Annotated in this window: 13 protein-coding genes, 1 pseudogene and 1 CRISPR repeat array; of the genes and pseudogenes, 8 read left to right on the top strand and 6 right to left on the bottom strand. The window is 72.7% G+C overall.

Annotation, left to right across the window (positions count from 1 at the left end; genetic code table 11):
• Positions 1-379 precede the first annotated feature (379 nt).
• From ACIQ9E_RS06595 to hutH, 4 genes are all read left to right on the top strand, one after another.
• On the top strand, positions 380-1,471 hold the full coding sequence (locus ACIQ9E_RS06595) for an adenylate/guanylate cyclase domain-containing protein (protein WP_045852888.1): 1,092 nt from the start codon (positions 380-382) through the stop codon (positions 1,469-1,471).
• A 391-nt stretch (positions 1,472-1,862) separates the two neighbouring features.
• Positions 1,863-2,765 carry an enoyl-CoA hydratase/isomerase family protein gene (locus ACIQ9E_RS06590; RefSeq protein WP_403702843.1) on the top strand — a complete coding sequence of 301 codons (903 nt, stop codon included), beginning with the start codon at positions 1,863-1,865 and terminating at the stop codon, positions 2,763-2,765.
• 82 nt (positions 2,766-2,847) lie between these two features.
• Positions 2,848-4,254, top strand: a complete 1,407-nt coding sequence (locus ACIQ9E_RS06585) for a GGDEF domain-containing protein (protein WP_403702841.1) — start codon at positions 2,848-2,850, stop codon at positions 4,252-4,254.
• 291 nt (positions 4,255-4,545) lie between these two features.
• On the top strand, positions 4,546-6,090 hold the full coding sequence (gene hutH, locus ACIQ9E_RS06580) for a histidine ammonia-lyase (protein ID WP_403702966.1): 1,545 nt from the start codon (positions 4,546-4,548) through the stop codon (positions 6,088-6,090).
• A gap of 57 nt (positions 6,091-6,147) precedes the next feature.
• On the opposite strand, the gene ACIQ9E_RS06575 is transcribed toward hutH, so the two are convergent.
• Entirely contained in the window at positions 6,148-6,447 is a 300-nt protein-coding gene (locus ACIQ9E_RS06575) for a hypothetical protein (protein ID WP_403702838.1), read from the bottom strand.
• A gap of 432 nt (positions 6,448-6,879) precedes the next feature.
• On the opposite strand from ACIQ9E_RS06575, the gene ACIQ9E_RS06570 reads away from it, so the two are divergent.
• The gene (locus ACIQ9E_RS06570) at positions 6,880-8,148 is read left to right on the top strand and encodes an Ig-like domain-containing protein (RefSeq protein WP_403702835.1); all 1,269 of its coding nucleotides are present in this window, start codon (positions 6,880-6,882) and stop codon (positions 8,146-8,148) included.
• Positions 8,149-8,220: 72 nt separating this feature from the next.
• On the opposite strand, the gene ACIQ9E_RS06565 is transcribed toward ACIQ9E_RS06570, so the two are convergent.
• From ACIQ9E_RS06565 to ACIQ9E_RS06555, 3 genes are all read right to left on the bottom strand, one after another.
• On the bottom strand, positions 8,221-9,930 hold the full coding sequence (locus ACIQ9E_RS06565) for a hypothetical protein (RefSeq protein WP_403702832.1): 1,710 nt from the start codon (positions 9,928-9,930) through the stop codon (positions 8,221-8,223).
• A 10-nt stretch (positions 9,931-9,940) separates the two neighbouring features.
• Positions 9,941-11,845, bottom strand: coding sequence for an ABC-F family ATP-binding cassette domain-containing protein (locus tag ACIQ9E_RS06560; protein ID WP_403702829.1), 1,905 nt, complete (start codon positions 11,843-11,845; stop codon positions 9,941-9,943).
• A 537-nt stretch (positions 11,846-12,382) separates the two neighbouring features.
• Positions 12,383-15,730, bottom strand: a complete 3,348-nt coding sequence (locus ACIQ9E_RS06555) for a S8 family serine peptidase (RefSeq protein ID WP_403702822.1) — start codon at positions 15,728-15,730, stop codon at positions 12,383-12,385.
• A 725-nt stretch (positions 15,731-16,455) separates the two neighbouring features.
• A CRISPR array of direct repeats spans positions 16,456-16,849; the repeat unit is 28 nt; unit sequence CTCGGTCCCGCGCTTGCGGGGATGTTCC.
• Positions 16,850-17,046: 197 nt separating this feature from the next.
• Between ACIQ9E_RS06555 and ACIQ9E_RS06550 the strand changes: the two are divergent.
• Both ACIQ9E_RS06550 and ACIQ9E_RS06545 read left to right on the top strand, forming a co-directional pair.
• A pseudogene (locus tag ACIQ9E_RS06550) lies at positions 17,047-17,205 on the top strand (XRE family transcriptional regulator); the annotation flags it as partial.
• A 2-nt stretch (positions 17,206-17,207) separates the two neighbouring features.
• The gene (locus tag ACIQ9E_RS06545; protein ID WP_403702819.1) at positions 17,208-17,678 is read left to right on the top strand and encodes an NUDIX domain-containing protein; all 471 of its coding nucleotides are present in this window, start codon (positions 17,208-17,210) and stop codon (positions 17,676-17,678) included.
• Positions 17,679-17,693: 15 nt separating this feature from the next.
• Here ACIQ9E_RS06545 and msrA read toward each other — a convergent pair whose 3' ends face one another.
• Together msrA and ACIQ9E_RS06535 are read right to left on the bottom strand one after the other, a co-directional pair.
• Positions 17,694-18,359 carry a peptide-methionine (S)-S-oxide reductase MsrA gene (gene msrA, locus ACIQ9E_RS06540; protein WP_403702817.1) on the bottom strand — a complete coding sequence of 222 codons (666 nt, stop codon included), beginning with the start codon at positions 18,357-18,359 and terminating at the stop codon, positions 17,694-17,696.
• Between the two features lie 288 nt (positions 18,360-18,647).
• Entirely contained in the window at positions 18,648-19,763 is a 1,116-nt protein-coding gene (locus ACIQ9E_RS06535; RefSeq protein ID WP_403702815.1) for a hypothetical protein, read from the bottom strand.
• Between the two features lie 141 nt (positions 19,764-19,904).
• Here ACIQ9E_RS06535 and ACIQ9E_RS06530 point away from each other — a divergent pair, with 141 nt between their 5' ends.
• On the top strand, positions 19,905-21,062 hold the full coding sequence (locus tag ACIQ9E_RS06530) for a cystathionine gamma-synthase (protein ID WP_403702812.1): 1,158 nt from the start codon (positions 19,905-19,907) through the stop codon (positions 21,060-21,062).
• Positions 21,063-21,074 lie beyond the last annotated feature (12 nt).

Below are 21,074 nucleotides of genomic sequence, written 5' to 3'. Positions count from 1 at the left end.
CCGGCGAGTCGGCCGCGGTACGGGCGGCGGGGGCGCCGCGGGCGGTCCGCGCACCCCGGCGGGTGCCCTTCCGTGCCGACGGCGGGCGGGTGAACCGGAACCGCCGCGGGGACGTGAGCCAGGGCACATCTGCCGTATCGTTGAGGCGATCGAGCGACAGATCGGCAGGGCAGTTGCGCAGGGAAAGGGCAGGAGGCGGCTGGTGACCGTCGACGACACCACTTCCGGCGCGGGCGCGTCCGACGGGTCCGGGACCGGACCGGGGGCCGGGCGATCCGGCGCTTCCGGCCGGCCGGACGGCTCCGGTACGGGCCGTTCCGGCGGCGCCGCGGCCTCCCCCTCGGGCTCAGCGTCCCGGTCGGGCGCCGGTGCAGGCGCCGTGCATCCGACCCCCCTCCATGCCGTCGACCACACCGCCGAACCCACCGACGACCCCCTCGCCATCCGTCTCGAACAGCTCATCCTCGGTGCCGAGCGGCGCTACACCCCCTTCCAGGCGGCCCGGACGGCCGGGGTTTCCATGGAGCTGGCCTCCCGCTTCTGGCGGGCCATGGGCTTCGCCGATATCGGCCAGGCCAGGGCGCTGACCGAGGCCGATGTCCTGGCCCTGCGCCGGCTGGCGGGCCTGGTGGAGGCCGGGCTGCTCAGCGAGCCGATGGCCATCCAGGTGGCCCGTTCCACCGGCCAGACCACCGCCCGGCTCGCGGAATGGCAGATCGACTCCTTCCTGGAGGGCCTGACCGAGCCGCCCGAACCGGGCATGACCCGTACCGAGGTCACGTACCCGCTGATCGAACTGCTGCTGCCGGAGCTGCAGGAGTTCCTCGTCTACGTCTGGCGGCGCCAGCTCGCCGCCGCCACCGGGCGGGTGGTCCAGGCCGCCGACGACGAGGAGATGGTCGACCGGCGGCTCGCCATCGGCTTCGCCGACCTCGTGGGCTTCACCCGGCTCACCCGCCGTCTCGAAGAGGAGGAACTCGGCGAACTCGTCGAGATCTTCGAGACCACGGCCGCCGACCTGGTCGCCGCGCACGGCGGCCGGCTCATCAAGACCCTCGGCGACGAGGTCCTCTACGCGGCCGACGACGCGGGCACCGCCTCCGAGATCGCGCTCCGGCTCATCGACGCGATGAACCACGACGACGCCATGCCCTCCCTCCGGGTCGGACTGGCCTTCGGCACGGTCACGACCCGGATGGGCGATGTGTTCGGCACGACGGTCAACCTCGCCAGCAGGCTGACGTCGATAGCGCCCAAGGACACCATCCTGGTGGACGGCGCGTTCGCGCTGGACCTGATCAGGGCCGGGGACGCGCCCAAGTCCGAGACGCAGGCGGCGGAGGAGGCCGCGACGGCCGAGAAGGAGGGCGAGCCCCCGCCGCCGTACCGCTACGCCCTCCAGCCGATGTGGCAGCGGCCCGTCCGGGGGCTCGGGATCGTCGAACCGTGGATGCTCTCGCGGCGTACGTGACGAGCCCCCGTGCCCCGGGCCGCCCGGCCCGGTCCGGGTGAACTTGCCGGGCCCGCGACGGCGGCCGCGGCACCCTCGGGGGCCCGGCGGCTCGGCGGGTGCCCCGCGCCGCGTTGCCGGAACCGCCCGGGTACGCCTGCGCGGCGGTTCCCGGGCAAGTCCTGCGGTGCGTGGGGCGGGTGGCGACGGGTCGTACTCCGGGCGGGCCGCCGCGGTCCCGGCCGCCCGGAGCGGGTTCCGGTCCGCCGTCCGCGGGTAGGCGCGGCCCCGGGCGGCACCGGCCGCGGCTCCGGCGGGCCGGTCGCGGCCTTGCGGGGGCGGGCGGGAGCCCGCATATGATCCCGTGAACCGTCGTTAACCGGGCCCGAGGGGTCCACCGGGAGGGTGTCGGATGTCCGTACCGCCGTCGGATGGCGCGCAGTCCCCGCTGGCCCCGTCGTTCCTCTCGGCGGATCCGCCGCATCCCCCGGACCCTTCGGTCCCCGTCGCCGAAGGGCCTTTCGAGCAGCGCTTCGGGGAGTTCGTCGTGGTACGGACGCACGGCCACGTCGCCGAACTCGTCCTCGACCGGCCCGCGTCGATGAACGCGGTCTCCGCCGCGATGGCCCGCTCCATCGCCGCCGCCTGCGCCGCGCTCGCCGGGGACCGCGACGTCCGGGTGGCCGTCCTGACCTCCACCCACGACCGGGCCTTCTGTGTCGGCGCCGACCTCAAGGAGCGCAACGGGCTGAGCGACGCGGAGCTGATGCGGCAGCGCCCGCTCGCCCGCGCCGCGTACACCGGTGTGCTCGAACTGCCGATGCCCGCGATCGCGGCCGTCCGCGGCTATGCCCTCGGCGGCGGCTATGAACTCGCCCTGGCCTGCGATGTGATCGTCGCCGACGCGACCACGGTGGTGGCCCTGCCCGAGGTCTCCGTGGGCGTCATTCCCGGCGGCGGCGGTACGCAGCTCCTGCCGCGCCGGGTCGGCGCGGCCCGCGCCGCCGAGCTGGTGTTCACCGCCCGGCGGGTGGCCGCGGACGAGGCGTTCGCCCTGGGGCTGGTGGACCGGCTGGCGGAGGGTGACGGCGACGCCCGTACGGAGGCGCTGGCGCTGGCCGACCGGATCGCCGGGAACTCCCCGGTCGGACTGCGGGCCGCGAAACGCGCGCTCCGGCTGGGGCAGGGGCTCGACCTGCGGGCCGGTCTGGAGGTCGAGGACGCGGCCTGGCGCACGGTCGCCTTCTCCGGGGACCGCGCGGAAGGCGTCGCCGCGTTCAACGAGAAGCGGAAGCCCGACTGGCCCGGCGAATAACGCCCGGCCATCCGTCACCCTGAGTGACTCCCCGGTAGTGCCATATCGTCCTAAAACGGGCACAAGTCTTTAAGCTGGGGTGATGGCTGAGGATCAGCGGCTGCGGGCCGTAGTGGCACTGGCACAGGCGATGGCGGCCGCGCAGACTCCCCGGGAGTTCTGGAGCGCGGCCGCGCTCGGCGCCTGCGCCGCCCTGGACGGCTCCTTCGCCGCGCTGTCGGTCTGGGAACGGGAACTGGGCCGGCTGAAGGTGCTGGTGAACGCGGGGGAACGGACACCGGACGAGGAGGAGTTCCCCGAGGCGGAGACGTACCCGGTCAACCGCTTCCCCGAGATCACCGAATTCCTGCACGAACGGTGGGCGGGTGGTGGGGAGCCGGAGGCCTGGGTCGAGACCGCGGAGTCCGGGGGCGTACCCGGGTTCGCGGCGTTTCCCCTGCCGGGCCTGCCGGGTCCGCCGGGCCTGCCGGGTCCGCCGGGTTCGCAGGGTTCGCCGGGGGAGGGGCCGGTGCCGGGGGGCGTCGGCGCGGGCCCGGTGCCCGAGGGCATCGAGCCCGGCCCCGTGACCTCCGCGGAAGCCGGGCCTCCGGGAGGGTGGGCCGAGCCCGGACGGGACTCCGTCGTACCCGAGTACGGGCCCGAGCGCACCCCCGCCCGGGGCTACCGGCACCCCTCCTTCCCGGTCGGAACCGGCGGCGCGCGCGGCCGGGCGGCGGGTCTCCGGCGGCGGCGGCGCGGCTGCTGCGTCGTCGCGCCGATCGTGCTGCACGGGCGGGCCTGGGGCGAGCTGTACGTGGCCCGGCCCGTCGGCGCGCCCGTCTTCGGCCGCGACGAGGCCCACTTCGCGACCGTCCTCGCCGCCGTCGTCGCCGCGGGGATCGCCCAGACCGAACGCCTGGAGGAGGTGCGGCGACTCGCCTTCACCGACCCGCTCACCGGTCTGGCCAACCGGCGCGCCGTGGACACCCGGCTCGACGAGGCGCTCGAACGGCACCGTGCCGACGGTACGGTCGTCAGCCTCGTCGTCTGCGACCTCAACGGGCTCAAGAGCGTCAACGACACCCTGGGGCACGCCGTCGGCGACCGCCTGCTGGAACGGTTCGGCTCGGTGCTCTCGCTGTGCGGGGCGATACTGCCGGACGCGCTGGCCGCGCGGCTCGGGGGCGACGAGTTCTGCCTGGTGTGCGTCGGACCCGAGGCCGACGAGGTGGTCCGGGTCGCCGGCGAACTCTGCGTACGGGCCGCGGAGCTGGAGCCCGGGGAAGGGGTGGCCTGCGGGGTCGCCTCCACGGGGGACCCGATCGGGGAGATCCCCACGGCCCGGCGGCTGTTCCGGCTCGCGGACGCGGCACAGTACCGGGCGAAGGCGGCGCGCTCCGTGAAACCGGTGGTCGCGGGGCGGGACGGGGCGGTACTGCGGCTTGCGGACACACCGGTCCGCCATGCGCGGGAACGCCGGTCGTTCAGGGGCGTGGAGGGGCCGCCGTGAACCTCGGGCTCCGACCCGGGCTGCCGTGAGGCCACCGACCCACCTGTAACCGACAGGACCCCGCGCCTACCCCACGGAGCGACGGGACTCGACTACCGGACGACCCGCACCGAGCAGGGGCGGAGAGGACGTGTACCCGGGGGCGCGAGGAACTGCGCGACCAGCCGCCCACGGCCCGCAGCCGGAAACGGCCCCGGGCGCAGGAGCCCGCAGACCGCAGGGACCCCGCTCCCAGGGGCCCGTGACCCCGTGACATGTGTCAATTCAGTCCGTACGCTGCTGAATATGGATATGCATACCGTCGTGGTGGGGACGTCCGGTACCAGCTCCGCCGATGTCGTCGCCGTCGCCCGGCACGGCGCCCGCGTCGAGATCTCCCCCGAGGCGACCGCCGCCCTCGCCGCCGCCCGCGCCGTCGTCGACGCGCTCGCCGCCAAGCCCGAGCCCGTGTACGGCGTCTCCACCGGGTTCGGTGCGCTCGCCACCCGGCATATCGGGCCGGGTCTCCGCGCCGCGCTCCAGCGGAACATCGTGCGCTCGCATGCCGCGGGGATGGGCCCGCGGGTGGAGCGGGAGGTGGTGCGGGCGCTGATGTTCCTGCGGCTGAAGACGGTGTGCTCGGGGCATACCGGGGTCCGGCCCGAGATCGCGGAGACCATGGCGGCGGTGTTGAACGCCGGGATCACCCCCGTGGTCCACGAGTACGGTTCCCTCGGCTGCTCCGGGGATCTCGCGCCGCTCTCGCACTGCGCGCTGGCCCTGATGGGCGAGGGGGACGCGGAGGGCCCCGACGGGCAGGTGCGGCCCGCGGGTGAGCTGCTCGCGGCCCATGGCATCGGCCCGGTGGAGCTGCGGGAGAAGGAGGGGCTGGCGCTTCTCAACGGCACCGACGGCATGCTGGGCATGCTGCTGCTGGCCCTGGACGATCTGCGGCGGCTGTACAAGAGCGCCGACATCACGGCCGCGCTGAGCCTCGAAGCCCTGCTGGGCACGGAGCGCGTTCTGGCGCCGGAGCTGCACGCCATCCGTCCGCATCCCGGCCAGGCGGTGGCCGCCGCGAACATGGCCGCCGTGCTGAAGGGTTCCGGGCTGACCGGTCACTATCAGCAGGACGAGGCCCCGCGGGTCCAGGACGCCTACTCGGTCCGGTGCGCACCGCAGGTGGCGGGCGCGGGCCGGGACACGCTGGACCATGCGCGGCTGGTGGCCGACCGTGAACTCGCCGCGGCGGTCGACAATCCGGTGGTCCTCCCGGAGGCCGGCCGGGTGGAGTCCAACGGCAACTTCCACGGCGCGCCCGTGGCGTACGTCCTGGACTTCCTGGCCATCGCCGCCGCGGATTTGGGCTCCATCGCGGAGCGCCGTACCGACCGGCTGCTGGACCGGAACCGCAGCCATGGGCTGCCGCCGTTCCTCGCCGACGATCCGGGTGTCGACTCGGGGCTGATGATCGCCCAGTACACCCAGGCCGCACTGGTCTCTGAGCTGAAGCGGCTCGCCGTTCCGGCGTCCGTGGACTCCATCCCGTCCTCCGCGATGCAGGAGGACCATGTGTCGATGGGCTGGTCGGCGGCGCGGAAGCTGCGGACCGCCGTCGACGCGCTGGGGCGGATCATCGCCGTCGAGCTGTACGCGGCGACCCGCGCGATCGAACTGCGGGACGGTCTGGTGCCCGCTCCGGCTTCCGCCGCGGCCGTGGCGGCGCTGCGGGCCGCGGGTGTCGCGGGCCCGGGGCCGGACCGGTTCCTGGCGCCCGATCTGGCGGCTGCGGAGGGCTTCGTCCGCGACGGCGGCCTGATCGCGGCCGTGGAGCGGGTCACGGGCCCGCTGGGCTGAACCGCCGGGGTCCGTACGGGTGCGGCGGCCCCGCGGCAGCCCCCGGGGCCGGGCTGGTCAGGGCGTGTCGGACGCGGAGTGCCCGCGCCGTACCGCATAGGTGACAAAGGAGATGCCCACCGTCAGGAAGGCGGCCCCGCCCAGCAGGTACGGGGTGGTGTCGATGCTTCCGGTATCGGCCAGGCGCAGGGGCGCGCCGACCGTGGTCCCGGTGTCCCCGAGGCTCGCGGTACTGCTGTAACCCCGGTCGGCCGAGGGCCGTTCGGTGGTCGCGTTCGCGGACGGGACGAACCACAGCGCACAGAGCAAAGACCCCGCTGCGGCGGCGGTCACCAGTGGTCGTGGGGCAAGGGACACGGACGCGATCCTCCTTGAGGCATCGTCGAGTTGGGTGTCGTTCGGGCGGTGCGCCGATGCTAGTGAACGGCTGCCGGGGGACGAAATCCGGCCCCGGGACGATGGGTAGGACGCGCTGTGCCGCCGGTGCGTTCCGGGCACGGCGGCCCGACCCGGGGCGCGTCACCGCCCGCATCCGCTTCGTGAGGGGCCCGTGACTGCCCGTTGTCACCCCCGGTCTGTACGGTGGAGGCCGTACCCGCGTCGGATGATCGGATGAGGGACGGCGACCACGGCGTACCGTGGCGTGCGGAGCCGCTGTTGGGGGCGGACCGCGTCGGCCGGGCCGGTCGCGAGTGGTGTGCGCCACATCACCGTACGTAGGGGGAACCAAAACCCCCGGAACAGATGTGTTCCCCGGAGTCCGGTCATGGGGACAGGGGACAGGCGACGATGGAGATGCGTGTGATGACGGACAGCAAGCGGCGCAGGGGCCTGATGGTCGCGTCCGCTGTGCTCGGTGGTGTGATGGTCCTCTCCGCGTGCAGTGGGGACGGCGACAAGGACAACGGCGGCGGCACCGACACCGGCAAGAAGTCCCAGGCCCAGGTCGACGAGGCGGCCGCGAAGCAGGTTTCCAAGGCCCGAATAACCATCGAGCCCAAGAACGGCACCGCGAACGCCGGTATCAACAACGCCGAGGTCACCGTCGCCGACGGCACCCTGACCGAGGTCAAGATGGTCACCTCCGAGGGCGCTCCGGTCGAGGGCGCGATCACCGCCGACGGCAAGAGCTGGGCCCCCGCCAAGCCGCTCAAGCGGTCGACGACCTACAAGGTCACCGCCTCCGCCAAGGACGACAAGGGCCTGGTCGCCTTCGAGAACGGCTCCTTCACCACGGTCTCCCCGGGCAACAGCTTCATCGGCCGCTTCACGCCGGAGGACGGGCAGACCGTCGGCGTCGGCATGCCGGTGTCCATCAACTTCGACAAGCCCATCAAGAACCGCAAGGCCGTCCAGTCCGGGATCACCGTGACGTCCACGGGCGGCCAGGAGATCGTCGGCCACTGGTTCCACGGCCAGCGGCTCGACTTCCGTCCCGAGCAGTACTGGAAGGAAGGCTCGACCGTCACCCTGAAGCTGGCCCTCGACGGGGTCGAAGGCGCGCCGGGCGTCTTCGGCGTCCAGCAGAAGACGGTCACCTTCAAGATCGGCCGCAACCAGGTCTCCACGGTCGACGCCGGCTCGAAGCAGATGGTCGTGACGCGGAACGGCAAGACGATCCGTACGATCCCGATCTCCGCGGGCGCCCCGGCCACCCCGACGTACAACGGTCAGATGGTGATCTCCGAGAAGTTCAAGGAGACCCGGATGAACGGTGCCACGGTCGGCTTCACGGACTCCGACGGCAAGGGCGAGTACGACATCAAGGACGTGCCGCACGCCATGCGGCTCTCCACCTCGGGCACCTTCATCCACGGCAACTACTGGGGCGCCGACTCCGTCTTCGGCGGCCAGAACACCAGCCACGGCTGTGTCGGCCTCAACGACAAGAAGGGCGCCAACGACCCCAACCAGCCCGGTGCCTGGTTCTTCAACAGCTCGATGATCGGTGATGTCGTCATCGTGAAGAACTCCAAGGACAAGACGATCAAGCCGGACAACGGCCTGAACGGCTGGAACATGGACTGGGCGTCCTGGAAGGCCGGTTCGTCGGTCTGACCTGCTCCGTACGGCAAAAGGGAGGGGCGGCACCCGCTGCGGGTGCCGCCCCCCTGCTGTACGGGCCCGGTCTCAGCAGCCCGGGTCGCCCGCCCACGGCAGCCTCGGCCGGTACGGCGATCCGATCCGGTACTCCCCGGCCTTCTCCACCGTCAGCCTGGTGAACTCGCCCTCCGGCTCCAGACAGGCTCCCTCCGCCCGCAGCCACGGCGAATGGGCCACCTTGACCGTCACCGACCCGGCCGCGGGCATCCGCACCACCAGCTCGGCCCGGTCCTGCCGGACCACCTGCGCGGGCGCGGACACCAGCGGCACCGGGTCCGCCACCCGGTACACCGACCAGTGCGCGTCCCGCCACACCCGCTTCAGATACGACGGTCCGCCGCGTACCAGCGCCGCCTCCTCCTCGGCGGGCCCGTCCGGGCGGCCGTGGTGCAGCACGACGAAGCCGACGGCCCAGCGGTCCAGCCAGGCCCGGTACGTCTCCGCGTCCAGCGACCCGTCGTAGAAGAGCCGACCCCGCTCCACGTCCAGCTGGCGGTTCCAGCCGCGGGCCATGTTGATATGCGGGGCGAGCACGGTCGCCTCGCGATGGTTGCGGGCCGGGACGACCTCGACCCGGGTCCGGTCCGCACCGAGCCGCTCCAGCTCCCGTACCACCCCGTCGGTGTTCTCCGCCCAGGCCGGCACCTTGTTGGAGACGACGAGATCGTCCTCGGTCTTGTCGACCAGCCAGTTGGTGAGCAGGCCCAGCGCCACCGCGAGGACCACGGGCGGCACCAGGACCCGGGGCGCCCGCCGCCGCCAGGAAGCGGCCAGCGCCGCCAGCCCGCCCGCGGCCGTCACGGACGCAATCACCGCAGCCATCAGCACCGGCGGCCCCGCCAGCCCCACCAGCCGTTCCACATTGCGGCCGATGGGAGACGGTGTGAAGTAGGTCAGGACGGTGCCGAGGGCGTAGATCCCGGCCCCCCACCGCACCAGCCGCCAGCCGCGGTCCCGCGGTGCCGCCAGCACGACCACCGCCGACATCCACAGCGGCATCCAGAGCTTGTTGGACTGCATCGGCATCTCGCCGCCGAAGGGGAACAGCACCGTGGTGACGCCCACCACCAGGGCGGGCGGCACCAGCAGCGCGGCGGCCGGGCGCCACTGCCGCTCCAGGAGGTACGCGGCCCCCACGACCACCAGGAACAGTCCGGCCACCGGGCTCGCGGCCGTCGCCAGCGCCGCGGTCGGGGCCGCGATCCACGTCCGCCGTACGTACCGGACCGCGACCAGCCCGATCGCGACGCCCAGCGCAAACGTGGTCCGCCCGGAGGCGATGTTCGCCCAGAGCGCGAACGCCCCCAGGAGCGCGGGCAGCAGCGGATACCGCACTCCGCTCCGTACGAAGATCAGCGACAGCACCCAGGTCGCGCCGAGCCCGGCGAGCACCGACACCGCCCGCACCCCGAGCAGCGCCATCAGCGGCGGCGCCAGCAGGCTGTAGTTGGCGGTGTGGGTGCCCCCGTACCAGGAGAGGTTGTACGCGGCCGACGGATGCGCCTCGGCGAAGCCGGTCCACGCCAGCTGGGCCGCCAGATCACCGCCGCCGGTCGCCAGCCAGCCCACCCACAGCAGGTAGAACGGGAGGGCGGCGCCGGTGACGGCGAGCGGTACCCGCAGGGCGGACCACCGCCCCGCGGCGCCAGCCGTCCCGCCGCCGTCCCGGGCGGCCGGTATCTCGGTGCGGGCGGCCGTGGTCGGGCCGGCCGCCGTCTGCTGTTCGCTGATCCCCACGCGTACGACCCTAACCGTGCCCCGGGGCCGGGTCCGCCGGGCGCCCGGACCGCAGCTCCAGCCGCTCCCCGCCGAAGCCGCCGCGGAACCGCCAGTCGTGGGAGACCGCGACCACCGCGCCCTCGTACCGGCCCAGCGCCTCCTCCAGCTCCTCGACCAGGCTCAGCGCCACATGGTTCGTCGGTTCGTCCAGCACCAGCAGATCGGCCGGGCGCACCACGAGCCGCGCCAGCGCGAGCCGCCGCTGCTGCCCGACGGAGAGCGCGCCGACCGGCACCGCGAGGTCGGCGGAGCGGAAGAGCCCGAGGCCCAGCAGCTCGTCCTCGTACTCGTCCGGATGGCCCGGCCGGTCCGCCGCGTAGGCGTCGAGCAGCGGTTTCGCCGGTGCGGCGGGCGGCAGCTCCTGCGGCAGAAAGCCGACCCGGACCTGTGCCGGGCGGTGCACGGTGCCGCCGTCCGGCCGCAGCTCTCCGGCGAGGATCCGGAGCAGGGTCGTCTTCCCGGCCCCGTTCGGTCCGGTCACCAGGAGCCGGCCGCCGGAGTCGATACGGAGCGCGGCGATCCGCAGCCGTCCGGCGACGACGACATCGGTCAGTTCGGTGACGGGGCCGCGGGGCGCGACAGGGGCGGGGGCGGCCTCCGGGCGGCCCGGGACCGGGGCGCGCTCCCGGACCTGGACCGGGGTTGCCGGGGCGCTCTCCTGGACCTGGACCGGGGTTGTCGGGGCGCTCTCCTGGAGCTGGACCGGGGTTGCCGGGGCGCTCTCCCGGACCTGGACCTGGACCTGAACCGGAGCCGGAGGCCGTACCGCCTCCGCCGAGGTCACCGGCGCGGCCCGGAAGCGCAGCGGCTCCGGCGGGGCCGCCACCGGTTCGCGGCGCAGTCTCTCCAGCCGCTGCCGGGCCGCCCGCACCCGGCCCGACAGCTTCGCCTCGTGCGACCTGCGGTGCTTGCCGAAGCCCTGGCCCGGATCCCTGCCGCTGGTCGCCAGCCGCTGCCCGGCCGCCGCGACCTGCTCCTCCGTCCGGGCCAGCTCGGCGACGTACTCCTCGTACTCCTGCTCCCGGCGCCGCCGGGCCGCCGCCTTCGCCGTGCGGTAGCCAGCCCAGCCGTCCCCGTACCGGCCGACCGACCGGGTATCCCGGTCGACCTCCAGCACGGTGGTGGCGACCCCTTCGAGGAACGCCCGGTCATGGGTGACCGCGACGACCGTGCCGCGGTGCGCCCGCAACCGGTCCTCCAGCCAGCCGACGGCGTGCCGGTCGAGGTGGTTCGTCGGCTCGTCGAGCAGCAGCAGCTCGGGCCCCGCGGCGAGGACGCAGGCGAGCGCGATCCGGGACCGCTCGCCGCCGGACAGGGTGCCCAGCCGCCGGTCACGGCCCAGGGCGCCGGCGCCGAGGCCGTGCAGGGCCGCGTCGACCCGGGCGTCGGCCTCGTAGCCGCCGCGCTCCTCGAAGGCGGTGAGCAGTTCGCCGTACGCGGTCAGCTCCGCCTCGCCGGGATCGGCCCCCAGCCGCTCCCCGGCCGCGCGGAGCAGCCGCTCCAGCTCCCGCAGCTCGGCGAGGGCCGCGTCGACGGTGTCCTGGACGGTGTGGTCCTCGCCCAGGCCTGGGAAGGTGCGGTCGAGGGTCTGGGCGAGATGCCCGGTGCCGCCGGGCGCGACGGCGGTGATCTCCCCGCCGTCGGGGGTTTCCTCACCCGCGATCAGCCGGAGCAGGGTCGACTTCCCTGAGCCGTTCTCGCCGATGACGGCCGCACGTTCGCCGGGCCGGACGGTGAAGGACACCTGGTCGAGTACGGGCCGGGTGCCGTAGGCCTTGGAGACGTCCCTGACGGTCAGCTGGGAACGTTCCGATGCCCCCGGTACGGACGCCGGGACGGGTGCGGGCACGGTGGAGCGGGCGCGTTCGCGCATGGTTCTTTCCCTGGGAGGCGGAAGGAGCGCGGCGCCGCCGGAGAAGGGCGTCAGCCGCGGCAGGGCAGACGGAAACGGAACGCCGGCGGAGCGGTCAGTCGCTCGACGCGGCGGCGTCCGTGGCCCTGATCAGAGAAAGAAGTAGTGCAGGTGCGGTCCCATCCGTCCACCGTAGCCGGGGGCCGGGGAGACCGCCGAACGGTTTTCCCGGCCCCCGGACGGCACGCTCGGCGTCGAGGTGCGCCCGGTGGACGGTGACGACGCTCCGGTTGCTCTGCCGGCCGGGCACCTGGCGATTTCCGTACTCCCTGTGGAACCAGTCCCGTGGAACTCTCCCGCGGAACGAAGTATCGGACCGAGGGGCAAGGGAATTGGCCGATGCGGCGACGCCATAGCCGCTGTGACGTATCCGTGATCGAAAAACGGAGCCGATATCACCGGGGAGCGGCGATCGGGACCGGCGGGGCCAACCCGCCGGAGCCCGGGGGAAGTTCGGGCTCCGACGGGTGGCGGTAGTCGACCGGCCCGGGGCGGTGGTCACTTCCCCAGATAGGCGTTGGCAATCCTGACCGAAGCCCTGTTGCCCTTCTTGTCGGAGACAAACGCCTGAAGCGAGATCGCCTTCCCCTTGCCCGGGTTCTTCACCGTGATCTTTCCGTTCTTCACGGTGACCTTCCGCCATTTCTTCCCGGAGTCGTAGGAGACGGAGACGCTCAGCGACTTCAGGTTCTTTCCGGCGGCCGGTCCCTGCACGGTGACCGGGATGCTCTGCGTCCGGCCCGCCGGGGCGGTCGAGTCGAGTCCGACGGCCGGGGCGAAGCGGACTGTGGAGAGCGGCAGTTGCTCCGGGCTGCCGGGGGCGGTCCGTCCGGTACGGAAGGTCCACGATCCGTCGATCCGGGTCGCCGCCCGGCTGATATCGGGCGCCCGGCTGACGGTCGACACCAGGGTGTACTGCGCCTGCTGCGCGGGCAGGGTCGCCAGCTCCACGAAGTACGGCAGCTCGTCGATCCGGCCGACGAGCGTCGAGCCCCGGTGGAGCGTGGTGCGGGTCGAGGTGTACGTCCCCGCGAGGGAAGCGTTGCCGTGGCCGTCGGAGAACAGCGGCAGACGGCCCTGGAGCGTATCCCCGTCCCGGAAGACACCCCAGACCGTGCCCACCGAAGGCCCGTGGGCCGCGGTGTTGAAGTCGATCCGGTACGTCCTGCCCGCCGTCAAGGCGCGGGATTCGGCGAAGGCGTGCACCGTCTCCCCTTCGAACCAGAAGTCGTCCGGACGCTTCAGCTGGGCGTACTCCATGCCCCAGCGGACTCCGTGAGCCGTGGTCACAAAGCTGCTGCGGCGGGTCTGGGCCGGGGCCACGGTGTCGACGCCGAAGCCCCAGAAGCCGTCACCGGTGGGCCGGCCGAAGGGGATGTAGCCACCGGACCGGCCGGGGACGGAGGCGCCGAGTCCGGCGTCGACCCGGGCGAAATCGGCCTTCCGGTAGTGCTTGGCCGCCCCCGTCGGGAAGCGGTCGCCCCGGCCGACGAGCACGGTGTTGTAGTCGACGCCCGGCCCGCGCCAGTTGCTGTGCAGGGAGTACGTCAGGCTGCCGTCGGCCAGCGCGGGGCCGAGATGCCCGGTCCGCAGCGAACCGAGGGACGGCACCATGACCGCCGAGTGGTAGCGCTCCGTACCCAGACTCACCTGGTGCTGTACGACTCCGGCCCCTTCCTGGACCCGGGGGTCGGGGACGGCGATGTCGACCGGCCTGGTGTTCCGGAAGTCGAGGACCGTGGAGGTGTTCCTGTCGAGTTCCAGCACCGGCTGCACCAGTTCGTCGATCCCGTCCGCCGGGCGGCCGGTGAACGACGAGCCGGTGAGCCGGTACATGCCCTTCGGCAGCCGCACGGTCCGCTCCCCCGCGGAGAGGTCGATCGGCAGATAGACGCCGTCCAGCTCACCGCCGAGCCCCACGAGGGACGCCGACGCGTTCGGGTTCGCGGCGCCGTCCCGGCCGATCGCCCGCAGGGTGATCGCATACGACTCCGGCTCGCGGTGCACCGAGGCGGCGGTGCGGACCACGGTGCGGCCGTCGTCGCCGGTGGCCACGACCGTGGCCTGGTACGTGCCGTCGGCGGCGCCCGGCACCCGGATGTCGGCCGTCACACCGACGGCGGCGGTGCCGCCCGCGGGAACGGTGATGCGCGAGGCGCCCAGGGTGAGGAGACCGGCCGGGGCGGGTGCGCCGCCGGGGCCCGTCACCCCGGTCGGCGCCAGGTCGAGGGTGAGGTCCGCCGGCCCGCTGTTGCGGTACGTGACCTGCTCGGTGGCGGGTGCCGCGTCGTCGTGGGGCCACGGGTGGGTGCCGAGGGAGACCGACGCGGGTTCGGCGACGACCTGTTGTGACACGGCCCGGTCAACGGCTATCCGGCCGGTGCCCTGGGTGAAGACGTCGTACGGTCCGGGCTTCGCCGAACCCGCCAGGGCGGCCTTGATCCGGCCCCCGGTCCAGTCCGGGTTCCGCTGTTTGAGCAGCGCAGCCGCCCCCGCCGCGTGCGGGGCGGCCATGGAGGTGCCGTCCATATCGGTGTAGCCGGGCGGGCTCTGGGGCCCGGTGCCGGTGGCGGCGGCCGCGGTGACGGACACGCCCGGGGCGGTGACATCGGGCTTGATGCCGCCGTCGCCCAGCCGGGGTCCGCGGCTGGAGAAGAACGCGATCTCGTCGCGGCCGTCTACCGCTCCGACGGTCAGGGCGCCGGATGCGGTGCCCGGGGTGCCGACGGTCAGCCGGCCCGGACCGTCGTTGCCCGCGGCGACGGCGAACAGCACGCCCTTCTCCGCGGTGTACCGGTCGATCAGCGCCTCCACCGGGTCGACGCCGGGGCTGTCGTACCCGCCGAGGCTCATATTGACGATGTCCGCGCCCTGGGCCACCGCCCAGTCGATCCCGGCCATGATCCCGGACCAGGTGCCGCCGCCCCAGTCGTCCAGGACCTTGCCGTTGATCAACCGGGCACCGGGCGCCACGCCCTTGTGCGTCCCGCCCGACTTCGCCCCCGTTCCGGCGGCGGTGGACGCCACATGGGTGCCGTGGCCGTGGCGGTCCCCGGCATCGGCGGTGGGGGTGAAGTTCCGTTCGGCGACGACCTTGCCCGCGAGATCCGGATGGCTGCCGTCGATGCCGGTGTCCAGTACCGCGATCTTCACCCCGGTGCCGTCGTACCGGCCCTCCCAGACGGCCGGCGCGCCGATCTGCTTCACCGTCCGGTCCAGACTCGCCTTGACGGCCCCGTCCAGCCAGATCTTCCGTACGCCCGCGGCGGCGGCGATCCTGCCGTCCGCCGCGGTGTCGGTGAGCGCCTCCCACAGGGCCGTGGCCCGCCCCGGCGCCGTGGTGAGTGCTTCGGCGCCCGCCGCGGGCAGGGCCTTGCGGGCCTTCGTACCGCCGGATGACCGGACGGCGGTCTTCGCGGCCGCGGCCGCCGGACCTCCGTACGAGACGATGACCTTCACACCGTCGCGGTAGGCCCGGCGGCTCTCGGGCGTGCTCAGCGCGGTGATGTCGAACAGCTTCCGGTCCACTGTCCCGGCGGCGATGAGGCGCTGTGCGTCGTACGGGACGAGATAGGTGCTCCGTCCCGCGCGCAGGGCCTGGAAGGGCATTCCCTCCCGCCCCTTCGCCCGCCGGACGGCGACGGGCGAGCCGTCCGTGCCGACGAGGACCCGGTCCCCGGTGACCAGCGTGACGGAGTGCGACACCGCGCCCCCGCCCCGGGGCTGGCCCTGGCCTTTGCCGCCATTTCCCTCGCCGGGCGGTGCGGCGCCCGCCCCGGCGGTGAGCGCCATTCCTGCCGTGACGGCCACGGCGATACTCAGTGATCTTCTGATGTGACTGCGCATACAGCCCCCTGGAGAAGGTCCGACTCCCGCATCCGCGGGATTCCGGGGGAGTATCGCCACGGGTGTTGTTATCACTCAATGAAGTGACGGCGGTTGCCTATGATTCGGACAGATTCCCGATCTCCGCTCCCGCCGACACTGCAACTCTCTTGATCTCTGCGGGAGTTGGCATGGTGCCGAATCGCCGGAATCTCATGGCTGTCCGGGGACCTTCGGGTGGTTTCGTACGAGCGGGGACCGGCCGCCCACCGGGACCCCTCCCCGGCGGCGACCCCTGGATGATGACCGGATAGCCCCGGGCCCGCCCGTCCGACGCACCGGTGAACCGCCGTTGGACGGAACGGGATGTGCCGGCACGGCACCCACGCGTTGCCGGGGGTTCGGCAAGTACGGCGGCCCCTGTCACTCTCGCCCGCATCAGCTCCGACAAGCCCGCGTGTGACCCGACAACCGCCCCCGCCGGTCCGCCCTTGGCCACTCAAGCGCGCGCACCCCGCTGTGCCGTGCTGGACGGGGACGTGCGGTATCGGAAACGATGGCGATACGGCATGCCCTTCCGGGACAAGGGGTTTGCCCGGCGCCTCGCGCCTGTCTCCCTGACCCGTGATGATCATGCCCGTGACACTGTCCAATACCCTCACGCCGACTCGACCGACAGCCGTATCCGCACGCTCCAACTGAACGAAACGACTGCCAACCGCTGAAGAAACCCCAGTTCAACAAGCCTCGGTCCCGCGCTTGCGGGGATGTTCCCTGTTCGCATGGACGGAGCACGCGCAGCGTGAGCTCGGTCCCGCGCTTGCGGGGATGTTCCGCGTGCTCGTTCTGCATCGTGGACAACATCCTGCTCGGTCCCGCGCTTGCGGGGATGTTCCGAACCTGTGCGGCCGGACTTGTCGTCTGCCCGGCTCGGTCCCGCGCTTGCGGGGATGTTCCCAGCCACTCCACCGGCCACGGTCCCGCGTACCACTCGGTCCCGCGCTTGCGGGGATGTTCCCTGGTCACAGGAGTCCGGGATCGATCCGACGAGCTCGACCCCGCGCTTGCGGGGATGTTCCGAGGTGTATCAACGGGCCGATCGCGTTGGCGAGCTCGACCCCACGTCAGTGGGGACGGCCCGATGACGGCCTGTCGGCCGAGCACCGCCCGGCCGTCCCGGGACCAGAACACCAGCAGCCCGCAGAGCCGACGCGATGACTCAGCAGCGGCACGCGTCGCACGGGTACATCAGGGACCCGCTATCCATCAGCGCCGCCGGAGTGACGGAGTCCGTCCGTCGAAAGATCACCGGTGCTGCGGTCCACTGCGTTGCCACGGATGACCAGCTGATCGTCAACGCGCACAGCCGGGGCGTGAACGCCTACGCCGCTCCGATACGGCACCTCCGTCGCGGCGGAGAGGGAGGGCCCTTCCGCACCTACGCTCAGAGCTTCGAAGCCGTCTGGACCACGGCAACCCCAGCACCTGAGGAGTGAACTTGGCCCGCACGGAGTACTACGACGACCCCGACGCACCCGAACCCAACAGCCTGGTCGTTGCGGCTTCGGCTGTGGTGACCGACGACGACGGACGGATCCTGTTCCAGCGCCGCCGGGACAGTGGACTCTGGGCCCTGCCCGGCGGCGGGATGGAGATGACCGATTCCCTGCCCGGCGCGGCCGTCCGTGAGGTCGCGGAAGAGACCGGGTTGGAGGTCGAGATCACCGGACTGGTCGGCACATACACCGATCCGCGTCACGTGATCGTCTACAGCGACGGAGAGGTCCGCAGACAGTTCAACATCTGCTTCACCGCCCATGTCACGGGCGGTGAACTCGCCATCTCGGACGAGTCCACCGAACTGCGGTTCATCGCCCCCGCCGAACTCGACGACCTCCCCATGCACCACACACAGCAACTCCGCATCAGGCACTACCTGGAGGGCCGGGAGCGGCCGTACCTCGGCTAGAAGCCGTGAGCGCGGTCAGCCGTCGGTGGGCGCTACGCCCACCGGGCAGCTCACGCCCGTGCCGCCGATACCGCAGTAGCCCGCGGGGTTCTTGTCGAGATACTGCTGGTGGTAGGCCTCGGCCGGATAGAACGGGCGGCCTTCGGCCGGGAGGATCTCCGTGGTGATCGTGCCGTAGCCGGAGGATGTGAGGACCTTCTGGTACGCCTCGCGGGAGGCCGCGGCCGTCGCCGCCTGGGCGGGGGAGTGGGTGTAGACCGCGGAGCGGTACTGCGTGCCGACATCATTGCCCTGGCGGAAGCCCTGCGTGGGGTCGTGGGACTCCCAGAAGACCTTGAGCAGCTGTTCGTACGAGATGACCGAGGGGTCGAAGACGACGCGGACCGCCTCGGTGTGGCCGGTACGGCCGGAGCACGCCTCCTCGTAGGAGGGGTTGGGGGTGTGGCCGCCCTGGTAGCCGACGAGGGTGGTCCAGACGCCGGGGATCTGCCAGAACTTCCGCTCCGCGCCCCAGAAACAGCCCAGACCGAAGTCCGCGACCTCCAGCCCCTCCGGATACGGGCCCAGCAGGGCGTTCCCCAGGACCGTATGCCGGTCGGGGACGGAGAAGGCGGGGGAGGGGCGGCCCGGGAGGGCTTCCTCGGGGGTGGGGAGGACGGGGGCGCGACGGGACAGGAACATGCGGGCTCCTCCTCGGAAGGTCGGTATCCATGGAACGCCGGCGGTGCGGCGGACATTCCGGAAGCATCATGCGCCCCGGGCGCCGCGCCCCGCCGTAGTGGGGGCCGGGAGGGGCCCCGCGCCAGGAACGGCCGGGAAAGTGCCCGCGCCCGGGGAGGCCGGGCACCTGCCTGCGGGTGGGGCGGCCGGGAAAGTGCCTGCGGGCGGGGGCCGGGACAGGAACCCCGGGCCCGGGGCTCGTCCTCGTCCGGGAAGGCCCTCCGGGCCCGCCCCGCCAGGATCTCCGGGTCAGACGCCGCCCAGCATCGCCGGGCTGCCGCCGTTCGCCTCGAAGCCCGCCACCGCGAGGTTGCGGTAGAGCGTGTACTCCGCGGCGGGGTCCTCGTTCAGCGTCCACGGGAGGGCGCCGACATGGCCGTCGATCCGGATGAGCTGGGCCATCGCCTCGGCCCAGCGTTCGGAGCGGATCAGGAAGAACACCAGCAGATGGCGGACGTGGGCCAGCATCGGATCGTCGGGGCGGGCCGAGTGGACCGCGTACAGCGCGCCGTCGACGGCCTTGGAGACCACCGCGCTCCCATGGAAGTTCTGCATGATCACCAGGTCGGGGATGTGCTCGTAGACCGCGAACAGCGGCAGCGCGGCCAGCAGCGAGCCCTGCGGGGCGCGGGCCGCCGCGGTGGTCGCGAAGTGGTCGGCCTCCTCACGGGAGCCGTGCCACTTCTCGCACAGATACTGGAGGGCCGCCAGATGCGCGCCCATATGCTCGGGGGCCCGGTCGATGACCTTGGCCCACAACTGGTCGAACTGCTCGTGGCCGTAGCCCAGGCCGCGGGCGACGGCCAGCTCCGCGATATACGGCACGGGGTCATCGGGGGAGAGCCGCGCGGCCTCCTCGCACACCGTCCGCGCCTCCTCCAGGATCATCCGGAAGTCGTCCTGGCCGACCGCGGACGACCGCCAGGCCTGCTGCACGAGGAACTGGGCATGCACCTGCGCGGCGCCCGGGTCCTCCGGGGCCTCGGACCGCCAGGAGCGCAGCCAGGAGCCGCCGACGCCGGGCCGCTGCTGCAGCTCCAGCGCCGCGGCGCCCGCGAAGGCCTGCACCCGCTGCCAGCGGACCTCCCCGGCCGCCGGGGTGCCCGCGAGGAGCTGGGCCGCGGCCTTCCAGCTCTGGGTCTGCTGGACCACATCGAGTACATCGAGGAGATCCTGGTCCGGTCCGGGGAGCCGGATGTCCTGCTGCTCCTGGCGCAGGAACCCGTAGGCCTCGGGATCAGCGGCGTCGGGTGAGCGGGGGTCGACGACCTGAAGGCCCCCGCCACCGCCGCGGCGGCGGCGCACGAACGGCGCGACGACGCAGAACAGCAGGCCCATCGCGATCAGGAACCAGAGAATCTCCATGCCCCCATTGTCCCGGACCCCGCGGGAACCGAATCCGCCCGCCCACCGGGTTCCCCGTAATGTGGCACCGAGTTGTCCACAACGTGCAGGTTGTCCACAGGCGGGGCCCGGTCGGTCGCCGCGCGGCTACTCTCGGGCCTCATGAGCGACGACCAGCACAGCCACCACCATCTCGAAACCCTCGCGATCCACGCGGGCAACACCGCCGACCCGCTGACCGGCGCGGTCGTGCCGCCGATCTACCAGGTGTCGACGTACAAGCAGGACGGCGTCGGCGGTCTGCGCGGCGGCTACGAGTACAGCCGCAGCGCCAACCCCACGCGCACCGCGCTGGAGACCAATCTCGCGGCGCTGGAGGGCGGCCGCCGGGGGCTCGCCTTCGCCTCCGGTCTGGCCGCCGAGGACTGCCTGCTGCGCACCCTGCTGTCGCCCGGCGACCACGTGGTGATCCCGAACGACGCCTACGGGGGTACGTTCCGGCTGTTCGCCAAGGTCGTCGCGCGCTGGGGCGTGGAGTGGTCCGTGGCCGACACCTCCGATCCGGCGGCCGTGCGGGCCGCGATCACCCCGAAGACCAAGGTGATCTGGGTCGAGACCCCGTCCAATCCACTGCTCGGCATCACCGATATTGCCGCCGTCGCCGGGATCGCGCACCAGGCGGGCGCCCGCCTCGTCGTGGACAACACCTTCGCCAGCCCCTATCTCCAGCAGCCCCTCGCGCTCGGCGCGGACATCGTGGTCCACTCCCTCACGAAGTACATGGGCGGTCACTCCGACGTAGTCGGCGGTGCCCTGGTCGCCGCCGACGCGACCCTGGGCGACGAGCTCGCCTTCCACCAGAACGCGATGGGGGCGGTCGCGGGCCCCTTCGACTCGTGGCTTGTGCTGCGGGGCATCAAGACGCTGCCCGTCCGCATGGACCGGCACAGCGAGAACGCGGGCCGGATCGCCGAGATGCTCACCCGCCACCCCAGGGTGACCTCGGTGCTGTACCCGGGGCTGCCGGACCATCCCGGTCACGAGACCGCCGCCAAGCAGATGAAGGCGTTCGGCGGAATGATCTCCTTCCGGGTCGCCGGTGGCGAGCAGGCGGCCGTCGAGGTGTGCAACCGTGCCCGCCTGTTCACGCTCGGTGAGTCCCTCGGTGGAGTGGAATCACTGATCGAACACCCCGGTCTGATGACCCATGCCTCGGTGGCCGGATCGGCGCTGGAGGTCCCCGCCGACCTGGTGCGGCTCTCCGTCGGCATCGAGGCCGCCGACGATCTGCTGGCCGATCTCCAGCAGGCGCTCGGCTGACGCGCCGAGCCG

Origin of the sequence: Streptomyces sp. NPDC094448, assembly GCF_044763775.1 — a bacterium.
In the GTDB taxonomy this organism is placed as follows: Bacteria; Actinomycetota; Actinomycetes; order Streptomycetales; family Streptomycetaceae; genus Streptomyces.
The sequence above is the reverse complement of the archived record's forward strand: the minus strand, read 5'-3'. Positions and strand labels throughout refer to the sequence as shown.

Bases quoted from the DNA above. Each gene is read 5' to 3' on its own strand.
- ACIQ9E_RS06555 (WP_403702822.1), bottom strand. From the start codon at position 15,730: ATGCGCAGTCACATCAGAAGATCACTGAGTATCGCCGTGGCCGTCACG.
- ACIQ9E_RS06535 (WP_403702815.1), bottom strand. From the start codon at position 19,763: ATGGAGATTCTCTGGTTCCTGATCGCGATGGGCCTGCTGTTCTGCGTC.
- ACIQ9E_RS06585 (WP_403702841.1), top strand. From the start codon at position 2,848: ATGGCTGAGGATCAGCGGCTGCGGGCCGTAGTGGCACTGGCACAGGCG.
- msrA (WP_403702817.1), bottom strand. From the start codon at position 18,359: ATGTTCCTGTCCCGTCGCGCCCCCGTCCTCCCCACCCCCGAGGAAGCC.
- hutH (WP_403702966.1), top strand. From the start codon at position 4,546: ATGCATACCGTCGTGGTGGGGACGTCCGGTACCAGCTCCGCCGATGTC.
- ACIQ9E_RS06560 (WP_403702829.1), bottom strand. From the start codon at position 11,845: ATGCGCGAACGCGCCCGCTCCACCGTGCCCGCACCCGTCCCGGCGTCC.
- ACIQ9E_RS06530 (WP_403702812.1), top strand. From the start codon at position 19,905: ATGAGCGACGACCAGCACAGCCACCACCATCTCGAAACCCTCGCGATC.
- ACIQ9E_RS06570 (WP_403702835.1), top strand. From the start codon at position 6,880: ATGGAGATGCGTGTGATGACGGACAGCAAGCGGCGCAGGGGCCTGATG.
- ACIQ9E_RS06590 (WP_403702843.1), top strand. From the start codon at position 1,863: ATGTCCGTACCGCCGTCGGATGGCGCGCAGTCCCCGCTGGCCCCGTCG.